A 15,576-nucleotide genomic window follows, 5' to 3' on the forward strand; every position below is an offset into this window, starting at 1 on the left:
TGGATACTTTGCCTGTTTCCGGATAATAACTACTGCTATATTGTCTATAAACGACATAAAAAGAAATAAATCCTCCCATGAATACCAGTCTTTCCAATCTAAGAAAGTTTGTCTCTCCAGAAATAATCTTCGGGGTCGGGGCGCGTAAGACCGTCGGAAACTTTGCCCGCAATTTTGGTGCTCACCGGGTATTGATCGTCTCTGATCCAGGGGTATTGGCAGCAGGCTGGGTCACGGATGTGAAACAGAGTCTGGAGGAGATCGGTATAGATTATCGGCTCTACACCGATGTCAGCCCTAATCCCCGCGCAGAAGAAGTCATGCAAGGGGCGGCATTTTACACGCAGGAGGGATGCGATGTAATTGTCGCCGTGGGGGGTGGCAGCCCCATGGACTGTGCTAAAGGAATTGGGATTGTCAGTGCCAACAGCGCCAATATCCTCAGTTTTGAGGGAGTCGACCAGATTCAGGCTCCGGTTCCACCACTGATTTTTATTCCCACGACAGCAGGAACCTCCGCAGACGTTTCTCAGTTCGCCATTATTTCAGATGAGGACAGCCGAACTAAAATATCCATTATCAGTAAGGCAGTGGTACCTGATGTGTCTTTGATTGATCCTGTAACCACAACCACCATGGACCCGTTTTTAACAGCCTGTACCGGAGTCGATGCCATGGTGCACGCGGTGGAGGCCTATGTGTCAACGGCTAGCGGTCCACTCACCGACATGTACGCATTGGAAGCGATCAAACTGATTAACACTAATCTGGTTGCGCTGGTGGCAAATCCCAGTGACATCCAGCTACGTGAGCAAATCATGCTTGGCAGTTTGAAAGCCGGGCTGGCCTTTTCCAATGCAATACTCGGCGCTGTCCATGCCATGGCACACAGCCTGGGAGGATATCTGGATCTTCCTCACGGACTCTGTAATGCCATCTTGCTGGATCATGTGATCGATTACAATTACAGTTCGGCTGAAGATAAGTTCCGTATCATTACCGATACGGTGGGAATCGATACAAGGGGCCTGAACTCTCAGCAGATCAAGCAACGTCTACTTGACGGTGTCCAAGACCTAAAACAGCAGGTAGGGCTGACCATGCGACTTAAAGAGGCAGGAGTCAGCAGCTGTGATATTCCAATCCTGTCAGGCCAGGCCATCAAGGATCCCTGCCTGCTCACCAATCCCCGCAAGTCCAATAAACGTGACGTAGAGGTAGTTTATGAGGAAGCGCTCTAACTCTGCACCTCAGCCGTCCAGCGATGATAGCTCTCTGATACAAGATCTTATCGGACTTGGAGATTTTTCTGCCCGCAAGAGCTATTACCCCGAGCTGCTGGAAAAAGTAGATGAGCTGGAACAGGAAAAAGAGCGCTATAAGTGGCTGTTTGAAAACGCCCTGCATGGTATTTTCCAGGCCCGTATTGATGGTGCAATCACCGCTGCAAATCCCGCTATCGCCCGTATTTGCGGCTACGGCTCTGCCGAGCATATTCAGAAGTCCGTTACTGATATCAGCCAGCAATTATTTTACCAGCCTGAGGATTATCGCCGACTCTTAAAGCTACTTAGGCGCGACGGTCAAAGAGTCGGTTTTGAGACCCAACTTCGCACCGCCAACAACAAACCTATCTGTATCTCCATGAACGTGTTGCTTAAGGATAGCGAAAAAGGAATTCTCGAAGCCTTTGTGCAAGATATTACCGAACGTAAACGGGCACAGCGGCAACTGGCCCAGCTGAATACTGAATTAGAGCAACGGGTACAGGAGCGAACCCAGGAGCTGATAATCGCCAAGCAGGAAGCAGAAGAGGCTAATGCCAGCAAAGATAAATACCTGGCCGCTGCCAGTCATGACCTGCTACAACCGATGAACGCAGCTCGCTTGCTGGTTTCCACTTTACAAGAGCGGGACTTGCCGGAACAAAACCATCAACTGGTAGAACGTATCCACGTTGCACTGCTAGGTGCAGAAGAGTTACTCACAGATTTACTGGATATCTCCAGACTGGATGCCAATGTCGTTACGGCTGATCCTGACGACTTCAATATTGCCGGTCTGATCGAAAACCTGACCAGTGAGTTTCAACCTGTTGCCGCAAATGCCGGTTTAACATTCGAATCGGTAGCCTGCCATCAGACCATTCACAGTGATTCTCGCTTATTAATGCGAATCCTGCGTAACTTTATCAGCAACGCAATCAGGTATACCTCCAAAGGCCGCATCGCCCTCGGTTGCCGTCGCCGAAAAAGCGAATTAGAAATCCTAGTATGCGACACGGGCCCGGGAATAGCCGAGGAACAAAGACAGGCAATCTTTGAAGAGTTCAGGCAGTTGGATAATGCCCAGCCAGGACGATCAAAGGGGGTTGGCTTAGGACTGGCCATTGTTGACAGAATCGCAAACATGCTTGGCCATAAGATAGAGGTACGCTCCAATCCTGGAAGAGGTTCCTGCTTTTCGGTCAGAGTTCCTCTAGGCACTTCACATTTCCAGCAACCTGTTACCGATCCCTATTCACAGATAGCGGCTGCTAATTTTAATGGCGCCAGAGTCCTGGTACTCGAGAATGAAGAAGCCATTTTGCATAGCATGGAAACTCTGCTGAATGAGTGGGGATGTCTTGTCAGCACCGCAACAAATACGGAGCAGGCCCTTGAATCCTGTCAGCGTTTTTCTCCCGATATCGTTCTGGCAGATTATCATCTTGACAACAACCTGACAGGAACTCAGGTGTTACAGGCTCTGACAAATAAACTGAATATCAAGTTAAAAGCCATCATGATTACCGCTGATCGCAGTGATGAAGTCCGACAGGAATTTCAGGCTATAGGTGTAAAAAGGCTTAATAAACCCATCAAACCCGGCAAACTCCGTGCGCTTATGAGTCACTTGATACAGGCAGAATGAGCAGATGCTGTTTATTCTGCCTTCGGTAAATAGACACATTCAGCCAAGAAACTGACGGTAAAATTCCCACTCATGCTCCAGTACCCTGGCTCTGTTGCTCCCCTGTCGAAACCCATGACGCTCGTTAGCGAAAGATAGCCAGCCGACAGGCAACCCGGCAGATTTTAACGCTTGATACAATTGCCGGGTTTGAACGACAGGCACAACAGGGTCCAATTCCCCTTGAAAAAAAATCAGCGGCATTTTGAAGTTTTCATGATGGTGAATAGGTGATCGTTCAAGATACTCCTTCCTTGCCCGCTGTGGATCTCCAATCAACCAATGCAGATAACAGGACTCAAATTTGTGGGTTTGGCGATCAAGCAACAGTAAATCACTGATTCCATAATGACTGGCACCAGAACAGATTCCCGCAGCCTGAGCTCTGGGATCAGATAATGCCCGGAGCACGGTGTACCCTCCGGCACTGTTGCCCCTGATAAAAATTTTTCCACGCTCAGTCCAGCCTCGGCTCAGTGCATAAGCACAAGCCTGGTAGACATCTTCCAATTCCAGTTTCCCCCAATTCCCCTTCAGGCAATGCCGGTAATGACGACCAAATCCGCTACTGCCACGATAGTTAATATCCAGAATGGAAAAACCGCGCTGAATCCAAAACTGTTTCAATGGATCATAGCCGGTATCTGCCATGGAACTGGGACCACCATGGAGCTGAATCAGCAGAGGTGGAGCGGTTGATCTAACCCCTGAATCTAAAGACCAACCCTGAGCCGCATAGTAAAAACCATAAGCAACCTCTCCTGCTGAAGTTTCAAAAGAAACGGGTTCAGGCGCTCCGTTTAGTATTTCCTTTTGCCGCCATGTTTTATGTAAATCTGATGCTTCAGAGAAGCACTCTGTCGATTGAATTGATTCCAGCCTGTTGACTCTGCCAGTACGCTGATCAACCACCACCAGTCTGGCAGTTTCCACAGCCGTCTCAGCAATCAGATGTATATGTCCTTGCCAACAACTAAGCCCATGACAGCGCGACCAGACTCCATCCAACGGTTGCAATATCCCATGATCTGAATCCAGTATTCCCAGTCGGGTCTGGCCCTTATCAATCAGACTACAGACAATCTTATTGGCCGATAACAGGCAATAACTGCGCAGCCCTAACTGCCACTGTGCAACCCCAAACTCGGCTGCCATCGGTAACAAACAGGAGATCTCACCCTTGTTAAGCTGGTAAAGGTTCCACCAGCCCGTTCGGTCAGATACAAAATAAAGAGTGTCATCAAGTCCAAACTCCGGTTGAAAGATAGATTCATCATGACCGGCATAGTTTCCCGTTGTTAATTCCTGCTGTTCAACAGGTAACCCCCCAGCACCCAGTTGTGCCAAAGTCAGGCGCGTTGATAACCAGGGTTGGAAGGGGTGGTCCCAGCTAATCCAGGCCATCCAAGACCCACTTGGACTTATTCTGGGGCTGGCATAAAAGTCAGCTCCTTCGGCGATTATCTCTCGTCTGCCATCACCACAGTGAATCGCCACCAAGCGGTTAATAACGACTTCTCCGGCGCCGTGCACCTCCTCTACCGCCAATACCCGCTGATGGACCGGATCAAAGTTGAGATCACCGTAACGGTTGCCATTAACAGCACAGAGTCGCTGTATTCTTTGAGGGTTATCAAAGGAGAACTGATAGAGCCCCTGATCCGCCTCATTAACAAAAACAACACCTTCCTTGGTAAGACAGTAGGCTCCGCCACCATACTCATGAACCCGACTGCGGACGGAAAATTGCTCAGGAGTTAACCGCCGGGACGGCAGGTTTCCTTTCCGGCCCCGCAATCGTACAGAGCCCAGCTGCGGATCAAACTCCAACCAACAAAGCCAGTTACCAGCGCTGCGGACCTCTGACCATTGAAGCCCCTGTGCTGCTGCATTCAGAGCCGAGATAGGAGCAGGGGCCGGTTGACAATTCATTGGCTTTTAGCGATCAAATCCATCGCCTGCTGCGGATGATGGGTGATACCTGCTAACAGAGGATTCTCTGTTTCTCTGGTTTCAGCCGCGCTACCGTTAAGCCGAACCATTCCCTCTGAATAAAGCAGCACACAAGCTTTCTCTGCCTGCTCCCATTGAAAACGAAACAGCGAGTTCCTCACCGGTACCAGGTCACGGCTAATCATCAATAAATACCTCGGTGATAAGCGGCTGGTTGAACGATATTATGATAAGGCGGCTGCTTCTGCTGATAAGCCAAACTCATAGCGTCCAGCATTGACCAGAGTATATCGAGCTTGAACTGAAGAATATTCAGCGCCTCATTCTGCTGTTCTCGTGTCACAAAGTGATCCAGAGTGATCTGTAATCCGTGTTTCACATCCCGTCGGGCTTCGCTCAATCGATTACGGAAGTACTGCAGACCAAAACCATCAATCCATGGATAGTTTTGCGGCCATGTATCCAGCCTCGATTGATGAATCTCCGGAGCAAATAACTCGGTCAACGAGGAACATGCAGCCTCCTGCCAGCTGGCACGACGAGCGAAGTTGACGTAGGCATCAACGGCAAAACGCACCCCCGGAAGCACATTCTGCTGGGATAACATTTCTTCTCGACTTAAGCCACAGGCTTCCCCCAGCCGTAACCAGGCTTCGATACCACCAGGATTACCATTGCTATGATTGTCATCGTCTACTTCAGAGTCCCCATAACCATCATGATCAAGGATTCGCTGAACCCATAAACGACGCTCATCTCGATCCCGACAATTGGCGAGAATGTTCGCATCCTTTACCGGAATATTTATCTGGTAGTAAAAACGGTTGGCAACCCATCCACGTATTTGTTCGGGAGTACAACGCCCTTGATGCATGGCCTGATGATAGGGATGATGTATATGGTAGAAATCACCCTTGGCCCGGAGTCTGCGTTCGAACTCCTCTCGCGACCAGGGCGCTGTATCGGTGGCGTAGTGGTGATGACCTTCAATGGTTGGCGAAGTAGTATCGAATTCTAGCGTTGACATAGGCTGCACCTCAATGAGCTGAGAACGGATTTAAAGATCAATTTCCAAACCATCATTGGCCACTTCAATTCCCTGACGATTAAGTTCCGCCCGCTCAGGAGAGTCCTCATCAAGAATAGGATTGGTATTGTTAATATGAATCAAAATCTTTCGTCTGGCGGGTAATGGAAACAGTGTCTCAAGCATGCCACCCGCCCCTGACTGGGGAAGGTGGCCCATAGAAAGGCCGGTCTGAGTACCAACCTCCTGACAAATCATCTCATCATCACGCCAGAGGGTACCATCAACCAACAAACAGTCTGCACGTTCCATCCAGGGCAATAAATGAGATTCGATAGCCCCCAATCCCGGCGCATAGAATAACGAACCACCGGTATTAAGATCTTCGATAAAAACACCGATGTTATCCCCTTTGACCGGATTGTTCCGGTGCGGAGAGTATGGAGGAGCCTTGCTGGAAAGTGCTATCGCATGGATTCGAAGGTTATTGATAGCCGGTATTTCAAACCCTTTGTCGCTATCCAAGGACACTGGGTGTCGTTGTAAACCACCGTTCCAGCTCTCCAGCATCGGGAAAAGAGGAAATCCGCTACTGAGATCTTCATAGACAGGATCGGTACAGTAAACGTTGAGCGGACAGCCTTCACGGAGCATCAGTAACCCGCTGGTATGATCAATCTGTGCATCAATCAGCATTACTGCTTCAATACCCGTATCACGAAGTTTACGTGCCGGTTGTAAGGGTTTAAAGCTCGCCATTTGAGCACGAATATCGGGAGAAGCATTAAACAGCAACCAGCGCTCTCCGTCGCTGCTAATACAAATTGAAGATTGAGTACGGGCATGAGCATTGATTTGCCCTTCTCGATACCCCTTACAATTTCGGCAATTGCAGTTCCATTGCGGGAAGCCGCCGCCAGCAGCAGAACCCAGTACACGAATCTTCATGATCAGCCTCGCAATTCTTATTTCAGGAACGGGTATTTTCAGGACAAGGACTTTCAGAGCATGCACGCCCGATTAAGGTTTTTTTACTTCCTTCTCCCTGTTACCAGCATCGCAAAGTGATATTAACCATCCAAGACAACCTTAGAGGAGAATACAAGGGTCGGAGGTATTAGAACCAATGGCCTGTCAGGTTCTGACAATCAAAGCCTGGCCATATGACGGAGTCCCTTAACGATCTCCGGCCCTTCATAGATCAATCCATTGTGGATTTGAACCAAAGCCGCACCGGACCTTTGCCGTTGCTGGATATCCTTCTGTGACAGAATTCCGCCGACTGAGATCACCACCAGTTGCCCCTCCAGAAACTGATCCAGCCGGTTAATCAGTTCAGCCACAGACTGTTGCTGATTTTTATCCTCAGTAGTTGCAATAACTCCATCAAAGTGTAGTTGTTTCAGCAGTTTGACAACCCTAGGCAATTTCTCAGAGTTCAGGTCAAATTTGATCTTGGCAACAATAGGAACATAACGACCTGAGCACCGAGACAGTATTTTTTGCTCTTGTTTAATTCCGGTCAGAAAGTGCCAAAGCAGTTCCTGGTTACTATCCGTAAGCAAAGCGGCATTCTCTCTAGCAGTCATATTCAGCGCAACATAGTCTGCTTTATTCCATGCCGCCCTTAAACAGAGCAGAAAATCATCTAGACTCTGTTCCAGGGCGGTGCTTTTGTTTTTACCAATATTGATACCCATTATTGTCGAGTGCTTCAGACCCGCGGCATCGGGAAAGGACGATAAAATTGAAACCCCCTTGTTGTGCCCGGGCTCGGGCTTTGGTGTCAGTGTTCCAATCTCTACATAACCAAAACCCAAAGATCCGAACCGTCGGCCAATCCGGCCATGGCGATCAAATCCTGCCGCCACTCCCACAGGGTTAAAAAATCGCAAACCCATGACTTCAACCCCACCTGATTCCTCATTCTTCCGGTTTAGGGATATTGCCTGAACAATACAGGATCCCAGATTAAAACCTGCGTGGATCAAGCGCCGGGTCAAATTCGGGTATCGAGACATTAGCCTGGAGATTAACTGCTGGTACCTTAGACTCATAACAAGCTGCGCAACCCCAGGAGCCATTACCTTAAGAACAACAACCTTAGAAACAAATACTTTAAGAACAATTACTTTAAGAACAACAACCTTCGGCGAATTCCGCCATAAAATCAGCTAGTGCCAAAACACCCGATAGCGGCATCGCATTGTAGAGGCTGGCCCGTATACCACCCTTGGCAGAATGACCTTTTAGATTAATCAACCCCCGCGTGCCAGCCTGCGCCACAAACCTATCAGTCAGTTCCGCATCCACCAGGGTAAAACAGGGATTCATCTGTGAGCGATATGCCGGTGAGACGGCGCAGTGGTAAAAAGGGTTGTTATCAATAACTTCATACAGGAGATTACTTTTTTTCTTATTTAGGGATTGAATTTCAGATAACCCTCCTTGGGCCTTAAAGTATTTAAGAACCAAGCCAGCCAGATAAATACCATAAGTCAGAGGTGTATTGAAACGACCATTATTCTGCTCGATAACCTGGTAGCTGAAGGCACTGGGAGTGCTCGATAGAGGTTCTCGAATCAGATCCTCCCGGACGATAACAATACACAATCCAGCAGGACCGATATTCTTTTGGGCGCCGGCATAAAGTAATCCAATACCCTGAAAATCAATGGGCCTTGATAAAAAATCAGATGTCATATCCACCACTAAGGGAACATGACCGGTATTCGGTAACTCTGAATACTGCAGTCCATTGGCAGTTTCATTGCTGGTAATATGGCAATAGCTTGCCTGAGTGTTCAGCCGCCAGTCGGCAACGGACGGTATCTCAATAAAGTCAGAAGATCTTCCTGAAGCAGCAATATTTATCTGACAGTAACGACTTCCTTCAATAATCGCCTTTCGGGACCAGTATCCTGTTTCGATGTAATCCGCTTTTGGATCAGCACCCGTTTTCGGGTTACTCAGCAGCAGGTTCAACGGAACCAGTGAGAACTGCGCTGATGCACCTCCTTGCATAAACAAGATCCTGTAATGGTCTGGAATATTCAGTAGTTCCCGCAAATCCTGCCGCGCCTGGTCAGCAATTGCTTGAAAGTCTTGTCCAGTAAAAGGCATCTCCCATACCGATATACCGGTCCCATTCCAGTCGAGCATTTCCGCTTGGGCCTGCTTCAACACCGTTGGCGGCATCATCCCGGGGCCAGAGCCAAAGTTATACACAGCTTTATTAGCGGTTTGGGCAGGATAATCACTTGAAGAAGTTGTCAGGCTCACCTTTCTATCTCCGCTCTGACTCTCTATCTATTCACAGTTACCGATTGCTATTCACAGCCACAGATTGATGCCATGACTGCCCGCTGCCATAAAAAATAACAATGGCACGGACAAGATCGTATTGGTTCTGGAAGCCAGAAAGGTAATGCGAGAACAACGCACCCGTTCTTCATCTGAAGCGGCAACGAAACCTAATACCTTCTTCTGGTGTGGCCACATAATCAGCCACAGATTTAACATCATCAGTGTGCCAATCCAGGCCCCTACGCCAATCGGCGCTAATGAACCAGACAAAGAAAGCGCCCCCTCTAACCAACCCCGATACCAGAGCATTCCCATCCCTGTACACCAGACGACAATAGAGGCATAACGGAATGTGCCATGCTCTCGCTGCATTCGCTGCTCCATATCAGCGTTACGTGCCTGCTCACTGGTTTGCGGGTTAAAAGGTCTAAAACCTGGGTGCTGTATAAAGCTGGCATAGTTATGCCCCACCCAGACCAAGGCGAAAATCAGATGAAACCAGCGAAAAAACAGGTCAACGATTGGCATATCCACGATAGATACCTCTGCAGATAATGGAGATTTATCGACGCTGGAGACCTAAGGTCTGGTGAAAGTGCTGCTACCAAAAGACAGCAACACTCAGATGGAGGATCGCACCAGTATCTTCACCACCAGAAACAGTATTAGCGTCAAAATAACGCCAGCAGCTAGCGTACCGGTTGCACTATCCTGGGGTAACTTAATCATTCGACAGCCTCGCCATCTGAAAGCACCCTACTTTTACAGCTACTTTCTTTCCTGCAGGTACTCCCTGTGTTGTTAACACATTCAGCCTCTTCTGATGCAACTCTGTTTGCGGCACTCATTTTACTGGCCCGCTTGATTGCAACGACGCTGTTAGCTTCACGAACAAGCAATGGCTGCTTAAGCTCCCGGGCAAGCTCGGCCGACTTAATGGCCTGCTGGACAATATGATGGTGAGGGGATTTGCTACAGGCGGGATCGGTATTGTCAGCGTCACCGGTCAAGGCTAAGGCCTGGCAACGACAACCACCAAAATCCTGCTCTTTCTCATCACAGCTACGACAAGGCTCCTTCATCCATTCATTACCGCGATAGACCTTGAAGGTCGCTGACTCCTCCCACAGCCATTGCAAGCTGTGATCCCTGACACTGGGAAACGTCAACGTTTCCAAAGAACGAGCCTGGGAACAAGGTAATGCTGACCCGTCCGGAGCAATCGTCAAATGGATTGATCCCCACCCGTTCATGCAGGCTTTCGGGCGACCGTCAAAGTAATCAGGAATCACAAAGTAGATAGTCATCTTGTCACCGACCCGCTCTCGGAATCGGTTAACCTCTGCTTCAGCCCACTCAAGTTCTTCACGACTGGGCATTAACTGATCACGATTAACCAGTGCCCAGTTGTAATACTGAACGTTGGCCAGCTCCACATATTCTACTCCAAGCTGCTCAGCCAGTTGCAGAATCTCTGGAACCTGGGGAAGATTCTGACGTGTTACCGGAATATTCAGAACCATGGGGAAACCCAGCGCCTTAATTTCCTGAGCAATAGCCAGCTTCTTGCGATAGCTGTTTAGTTTGGCACTATCCACTCCTGCCAAGGTATTGGCGACATTCTCATCACAAGACTGAAACCCCAGTTGAATGTGCTTTAATCCGGCTGCCTTTAACACCTTCAGTCGTGTAGCAGTAAGTCCTATACCTGAGGTAATCAGGTTAGTATAAAATCCAATCTCATTCGCATAGCCAACCAGCTCCTCCAGATCTTTTCTCAGGGTAGGTTCACCCCCGGTAAAACCGATCTGCATGGCTCCCATGTCTCGGGCCTCACGGATAACTCGCTTCCATTCTGCAGCACTCATCTCACCCTTTTGGTAACTTTCAAAATCCAGGGGATTACTACAGAATACACAGCTTAGGGGACACTGATAGGTGAGCTCCAATGAAACCCAGATAGGTTTGCCGTCACCGTCAATCGATAATTCTGATCCAGCCTTTGTCACGGGAAGCCTCCAGGAATTTCACAACGCTTTGAGTAATAACCTCGCGGTCAGATTGACCAAACTCCGCTACCAACCGATCAACAGACTGATCCACCGTTAATTCACCAGTACAGTGTTTGAGAATTGCAGCCGCAGTTTGATTAAGTTTGACTACACCTTCAGGATAGAGCAGCACATGAGCATCCTGAGATTCCTCCCAGCGAAACAAAAACACCGGGTTGATAATGTAGCGCTCTTGCAGCAACACTTGATTAGTTGATTCCATCACCGTTACTCCTTGGAAAGAACATTCAATCCCGCTTTGGCATTATCTGTCGTTGTATCTTATATAAATGGGTTATGGCTCTTCACAAATTACGTATCGGGACCGGAAATATTCCGATCCCGTCGGCTTCAAATCAACGTACGTAAACGTAGGCGGTGACTTCGAAACCAAGACGCAGATCGCAAAACGCTGGGTCAATCCACTGCATGGGTATCTCCTAATTATGATTATCATTTATATGGATACTGCACTATCGATACTAACGATATTTTGACTAACAGAGCAGAGCACTTTGGTACTGAAAAAAGGGTCTTTAGTCGCAAGCTTTTTGGATGGTGTACAGGTCAATTAATGTCATTTAACCGACAAGATCTTTGACTGCAAACGACAACCGCTACGGAGTCAGCCCCTTAATGCTTAGAGACCGAAGTCGTAGACAATCAGTCATATAGTCTTATTTCTCCTCTTACCGGACAGTCGCAAGCTGATAACTCTATTTGATACCCTTTTACCCATGCCGCCATAAAGGAGACTCACATGGCCAACACTAAAACTCTTAGCCAGGCAATTTGTCTACTAACCCTGGTTCTATTCAGTTTTGCCAGTTCAGCTGCTGACCGAGGAACTTCCCAACAAGCCAGGGAGTTGCTGGATAATGCTGTCCAGGTATTAAAAAACCAGGGCCCTGAACAGGCTTTCACTGCCTTCAATAATCAGCAGGGAGGATATGTGCAAGGCGATCTCTATATTTTCGCCATTGATATGAAGGGCACCTACTATGCTTCTGGAGCCAATCCGAACCTGGTAGGTCAAAGTCTCAGCGAGACTTCTGATGCAGCCGGTAAACCTATTGGTCAGGAAATTTTAAAGCTGGCTGACCGTATCGGTTACGGCATCATTGAGTATGAGTGGCTCAATCGGGAAACCAACGATATAGAGCACAAATTTTCTCGTATCCGCCGGGTTGGTAATTATGTTCTGGGGGTTGGTTTCTATTTACCCGAAGAATAATCAAAGAGAAGAATAAGCAAAGCTTCAACCTGAAGCGCCCTGTTGCCGGTGGTTATTGAGACCAACACTGATCAGGCCCGAACAGGTCCCCTGCGCTTAAGGGAGCCAGCCACTAAGCTATCTCCCTGATTAAGCTATCTCCCTGATTCTCCCCAGGTTTTGTCCTTCCCTGTCTGTCAGACCTTGCCAATATCCTGACTCACCTTCTACCCAGCCTGTTAGCTTCTAATTTCATTACCGATTCACCGACTTACTCTACAGCCCTTTTGCGAATAACCAACCTTGGTAACCAACGCTTTGCCAGATCAGCCTCTTCCAGATCAAACTCGCTAACCGGGGGCTGATCAAGGTTATCAGGGGGTGAAGCCAGCATATTGAGATCCAGTGCATGAGCAGTGCCGGTGAGCTGCCCATTATTAACGCTGAGCTTGTAATAAATACCATTCCAGAAGTTTGCACCGAACTCAGCATTGCGTTTAAACAAAAACAAAAGGTCATGCTCCAGCCATCGCTGATCCTTGCTGTTTACAATGCGGGGGTTTTTATAGGGATAAGGTATATGGCACCAGAGTTCAGGTCCCTCCAGACACTTCATTTCCTTCATCGATAAGAAATGATCCTGAAAGCGATGGTGATCTAAAATCAGTTGGTAACCCACGGCTTGATCATTGCTTCCTTCCGAACCATTCAGAGGCTCTGAAGGGGAAAAAATCACTCGGCCAATAGGATAACCAATACCCTTGCTATCAACCAGTTCGATAGTCTGTGTACCAGAAAACACGCCCTCTGCCATTACTGCTGAAGTCATCAGATGCAGACCCAAAAAGACCATCCACCCGGATTTTGTCAGGCTCAAAAGACTTATTCGTTGATTTCTTAGCTTAGCCATAACCAGTGCTCCTGAAATAAAAAAAGCCGGGACCAGCCCGGCTTTAAAACCTTTGAACATGTTGAGAACTTAGTTCTTAGCCAATTCGTTTTTAGCCGGTAGTTTAAAGGTCCACACGGTTCCTCCCTGATTCAGGTGCTTAACTCTTTTTGCAACTTCTCCACCCCAGAGTGGCACAGCTCCGCCCCAACCGGATACAATCGACAGGTACTGTTCACCATCCTGCTCCCAGGTAATCGGTGAACCGACAATACCTGAGCCGGTGTTGAAGCGGTATTTAATCTCACCGGTTTTGGCATCAAATGCCATCAGGTAACCTTCGGGGTTACCGGCAAAGACCAGTCCCCCTGCCGTTGCCAGAACACCACCCCACAAAGGTGCGTTGTTCTCATAACGCCACACTTCCTTACCGGTTTTTGGATCAATGGCGCGTAATACTCCAATATAATCCTCATTAATCGGTTTAATGGTGAAACCAGCCCCCAGATATGCAGCTCCCTTCTTGTAGGCTGTAGGCTCGTTCCAGATATCCATCTCCCACTCATTGGAGGGTACGTAGAAATAACCGGTATCTTGAGAGAACGCCATTGGCATCCAGTTCTTACCCCCTAGAAATGAAGGGGCTGCGACAACCGTACTACCTTTCTTGCCATCCGCAGCAGCTGATGGATCACCGGGACGGAACTTTTCGTTGTATATGGGCCGACCTTTGCTATCCAGCCCCTTGGCCCAGGAAATCTTATCGACAAAGGGAAAGCCCCGGATAAAATCACCGTTAGTACGATTAAGCACATAGAAAAAGCCGTTTCGATCGGCTGTAGCCGCGGCTTTAACCGTCTTGCCACCTTCCTTGTAATCAAAGGCGATCAACTCGTTAACACCGTCATAATCCCAGCCATCATGGGGGGTTGTTTGAAAGTGCCAGACAATCTTTCCGGTATCAGGATCAATGGCTAAACGAGACGAGCTGTAGAGGTTATCACCAGGGCGCAGGTGAGAATTCCAGGGTGCTGGATTACCGGTACCAAAAAACAAAAGGTCGGTATCAGGATCGTAAGTACCTCCCAGCCAGGTTGCCGCACCACCAGACTTCCAGAGATCACCAGGCCAGGTTTTTCCTGCTTCACCTCCGGTAATGCCATTTTCCTTACCGTTCAGATAGCCCATATGGCCTTCAACAGTAGGCCTGACCCAGACCACTTCCCCGGTCAGGGCATCACGGGCTTCAACCTTACCGACAATACCGAACTCACCACCAGAAACACCGGTAATCACCTTACCTTTTACCAGTAATGGTGCTGCTGAAATAGAATACCCAGCCTTGTAGTCGGCAATCTTCTTTTTCCATACCGTTTTACCGGTGTTTTTATTTAATGCGACCAGCTTGGCATCAAGGGTGCCAAAAATAACCAGATCACCATAAAGAGCGACGCCACGATTAATGACATCGCAACAGGGCATAATATTTTCCGGCAAGCGGGCATCATACTGCCACAACTCATCACCCGTTTTGATATCGATGGCAAACACTCGAGAATAAGAGGCGGTGACATACATCACCCCATCTTTAACGAAGGGCTGGGATTCCTGTCCTCGCTGCTTCTCCCCGCCAAAAGAGAACCCCCAGACAGGCCGCAGGTCCTGAACCGTATCACCATTTACTTTTGCCAGGGGGCTATAACGCTGGGCACGCGGTCCCAAACCATTACTCACCACATCCTGAGTTGTTGATTGATCGTTAAGGATGTCCTGGTCTGTCACACTTGCATAGGTTGGACTCGTCATGGCCATAGCGGCTACCAACGAGGTCACGGCCAACCCTTTCAGGCCATATTGATCTTTCATCATGATCTCCTTTGTAAGGATGTTCTTATTCAAACCGAGGCTGCAAGCAGTACTGACCCGCCTTTTTTGACGGTTTCAGCCTGCCTGGCCAGCATCGGGCCAGAAAGGCTCGATGATGATTTCCATTGTTATTTTCAGCGCTGATTTCAACAATCCGACGAGAGAAGCGGTTTACTAGTGCCTTAGTACTAATCCTCGATTCAGCATTTACCCGGGCGGACTCACTAACCCATATTTTGATTGGCGTAGTGGGATCAGGCCATCAGCACTGGCCAGATAGAAAAACGGTTTTATCAGGTAAACATTCGGAACAAAGAGC

General features: G+C 48.5%; 15 protein-coding genes. 3 read left to right on the forward strand and 12 right to left on the reverse strand.

Going from position 1 to position 15,576, the window contains the following annotated elements; all coding sequences use genetic code 11:
- The first annotated feature begins 77 nt into the window (after positions 1-77).
- Both ercA and BGP75_RS00760 read left to right on the forward strand, forming a co-directional pair.
- A complete protein-coding gene (ercA, locus tag BGP75_RS00755) occupies positions 78-1,241 on the forward strand; it encodes an alcohol dehydrogenase-like regulatory protein ErcA (RefSeq protein ID WP_076714058.1) in 1,164 nt (387 codons plus the stop codon).
- A complete protein-coding gene (locus tag BGP75_RS00760) occupies positions 1,225-2,913 on the forward strand; it encodes a NahK/ErcS family hybrid sensor histidine kinase/response regulator (RefSeq protein WP_076714060.1) in 1,689 nt (562 codons plus the stop codon). The genes ercA and BGP75_RS00760 overlap by 17 nt, the downstream gene beginning before the upstream one ends.
- Before the next feature lie 39 nt (positions 2,914-2,952).
- Here BGP75_RS00760 and BGP75_RS00765 read toward each other — a convergent pair whose 3' ends face one another.
- The 10 genes from BGP75_RS00765 to pqqA form a co-directional block, all read right to left on the reverse strand.
- On the reverse strand, positions 2,953-4,884 hold the full coding sequence (locus tag BGP75_RS00765) for a prolyl oligopeptidase family serine peptidase (protein ID WP_076714062.1): 1,932 nt from the start codon (positions 4,882-4,884) through the stop codon (positions 2,953-2,955).
- Positions 4,881-5,090, reverse strand: a complete 210-nt coding sequence (locus tag BGP75_RS27145) for a hypothetical protein (RefSeq protein WP_076714064.1) — start codon at positions 5,088-5,090, stop codon at positions 4,881-4,883. Before BGP75_RS27145 ends, BGP75_RS00765 begins: the two co-directional genes overlap by 4 nt.
- A complete protein-coding gene (gene pqqC, locus BGP75_RS00775; RefSeq protein WP_083704549.1) occupies positions 5,090-5,932 on the reverse strand; it encodes a pyrroloquinoline-quinone synthase PqqC in 843 nt (280 codons plus the stop codon). The genes BGP75_RS27145 and pqqC overlap by 1 nt, the downstream gene beginning before the upstream one ends.
- A gap of 30 nt (positions 5,933-5,962) precedes the next feature.
- Positions 5,963-6,880, reverse strand: coding sequence for a pyrroloquinoline quinone biosynthesis protein PqqB (gene pqqB, locus BGP75_RS00780; RefSeq protein ID WP_076714212.1), 918 nt, complete (start codon positions 6,878-6,880; stop codon positions 5,963-5,965).
- A 200-nt stretch (positions 6,881-7,080) separates the two neighbouring features.
- A complete protein-coding gene (locus tag BGP75_RS00785; protein ID WP_158070044.1) occupies positions 7,081-7,989 on the reverse strand; it encodes a hypothetical protein in 909 nt (302 codons plus the stop codon).
- A 76-nt stretch (positions 7,990-8,065) separates the two neighbouring features.
- Positions 8,066-9,214, reverse strand: coding sequence for a 3-phosphoserine/phosphohydroxythreonine transaminase (gene serC / locus BGP75_RS00790; RefSeq protein WP_233152810.1), 1,149 nt, complete (start codon positions 9,212-9,214; stop codon positions 8,066-8,068).
- A 51-nt stretch (positions 9,215-9,265) separates the two neighbouring features.
- The gene (locus tag BGP75_RS00795) at positions 9,266-9,766 is read right to left on the reverse strand and encodes a urate hydroxylase PuuD (RefSeq protein WP_233152813.1); all 501 of its coding nucleotides are present in this window, start codon (positions 9,764-9,766) and stop codon (positions 9,266-9,268) included.
- A gap of 197 nt (positions 9,767-9,963) precedes the next feature.
- Positions 9,964-11,247, reverse strand: coding sequence for a pyrroloquinoline quinone biosynthesis protein PqqE (pqqE, locus tag BGP75_RS00800; protein ID WP_076714070.1), 1,284 nt, complete (start codon positions 11,245-11,247; stop codon positions 9,964-9,966).
- The gene (gene pqqD / locus BGP75_RS00805; protein ID WP_076714072.1) at positions 11,216-11,512 is read right to left on the reverse strand and encodes a pyrroloquinoline quinone biosynthesis peptide chaperone PqqD; all 297 of its coding nucleotides are present in this window, start codon (positions 11,510-11,512) and stop codon (positions 11,216-11,218) included. Before pqqD ends, pqqE begins: the two co-directional genes overlap by 32 nt.
- Before the next feature lie 133 nt (positions 11,513-11,645).
- Positions 11,646-11,720, reverse strand: a complete 75-nt coding sequence (gene pqqA, locus BGP75_RS27690) for a pyrroloquinoline quinone precursor peptide PqqA (RefSeq protein WP_076714217.1) — start codon at positions 11,718-11,720, stop codon at positions 11,646-11,648.
- Positions 11,721-12,049: 329 nt separating this feature from the next.
- Here pqqA and BGP75_RS00815 point away from each other — a divergent pair, with 329 nt between their 5' ends.
- Complete coding sequence (locus tag BGP75_RS00815; RefSeq protein WP_076714074.1) at positions 12,050-12,523, forward strand: cache domain-containing protein; 474 nt, start codon at positions 12,050-12,052, stop codon at positions 12,521-12,523.
- A 250-nt stretch (positions 12,524-12,773) separates the two neighbouring features.
- On the opposite strand, the gene BGP75_RS00820 is transcribed toward BGP75_RS00815, so the two are convergent.
- Positions 12,774-13,412: a hypothetical protein gene (locus tag BGP75_RS00820; RefSeq protein WP_143820944.1), complete on the reverse strand. Its 639-nt coding sequence runs from the start codon at positions 13,410-13,412 to the stop codon at positions 12,774-12,776.
- A 69-nt stretch (positions 13,413-13,481) separates the two neighbouring features.
- Positions 13,482-15,260 carry a PQQ-dependent methanol/ethanol family dehydrogenase gene (locus tag BGP75_RS00825; RefSeq protein WP_304441967.1) on the reverse strand — a complete coding sequence of 593 codons (1,779 nt, stop codon included), beginning with the start codon at positions 15,258-15,260 and terminating at the stop codon, positions 13,482-13,484.
- Between the last annotated feature and the right edge of the window lie 316 nt (positions 15,261-15,576).

This window comes from Motiliproteus sp. MSK22-1, assembly GCF_001968815.1.
GTDB lineage: Bacteria > Pseudomonadota > Gammaproteobacteria > Pseudomonadales > Balneatricaceae > Motiliproteus.

What these genes read in the sequence shown, in the direction of transcription:
- BGP75_RS00760 (WP_076714060.1), top strand. Translation starts at nt 1,225, where the DNA reads ATGAGGAAGCGCTCTAACTCTGCACCTCAGCCGTCCAGCGATGATAGC.
- BGP75_RS00765 (WP_076714062.1), bottom strand. Translation starts at nt 4,884, where the DNA reads ATGAATTGTCAACCGGCCCCTGCTCCTATCTCGGCTCTGAATGCAGCA.
- pqqD (WP_076714072.1), bottom strand. Translation starts at nt 11,512, where the DNA reads ATGGAATCAACTAATCAAGTGTTGCTGCAAGAGCGCTACATTATCAAC.
- BGP75_RS00815 (WP_076714074.1), top strand. Translation starts at nt 12,050, where the DNA reads ATGGCCAACACTAAAACTCTTAGCCAGGCAATTTGTCTACTAACCCTG.
- BGP75_RS00825 (WP_304441967.1), bottom strand. Translation starts at nt 15,260, where the DNA reads ATGATGAAAGATCAATATGGCCTGAAAGGGTTGGCCGTGACCTCGTTG.
- BGP75_RS00820 (WP_143820944.1), bottom strand. Translation starts at nt 13,412, where the DNA reads ATGGCTAAGCTAAGAAATCAACGAATAAGTCTTTTGAGCCTGACAAAA.
- pqqC (WP_083704549.1), bottom strand. Translation starts at nt 5,932, where the DNA reads ATGTCAACGCTAGAATTCGATACTACTTCGCCAACCATTGAAGGTCAT.
- BGP75_RS00795 (WP_233152813.1), bottom strand. Translation starts at nt 9,766, where the DNA reads ATGCCAATCGTTGACCTGTTTTTTCGCTGGTTTCATCTGATTTTCGCC.
- pqqB (WP_076714212.1), bottom strand. Translation starts at nt 6,880, where the DNA reads ATGAAGATTCGTGTACTGGGTTCTGCTGCTGGCGGCGGCTTCCCGCAA.
- ercA (WP_076714058.1), top strand. Translation starts at nt 78, where the DNA reads ATGAATACCAGTCTTTCCAATCTAAGAAAGTTTGTCTCTCCAGAAATA.
- BGP75_RS00785 (WP_158070044.1), bottom strand. Translation starts at nt 7,989, where the DNA reads ATGAGTCTAAGGTACCAGCAGTTAATCTCCAGGCTAATGTCTCGATAC.
- BGP75_RS27145 (WP_076714064.1), bottom strand. Translation starts at nt 5,090, where the DNA reads ATGATTAGCCGTGACCTGGTACCGGTGAGGAACTCGCTGTTTCGTTTT.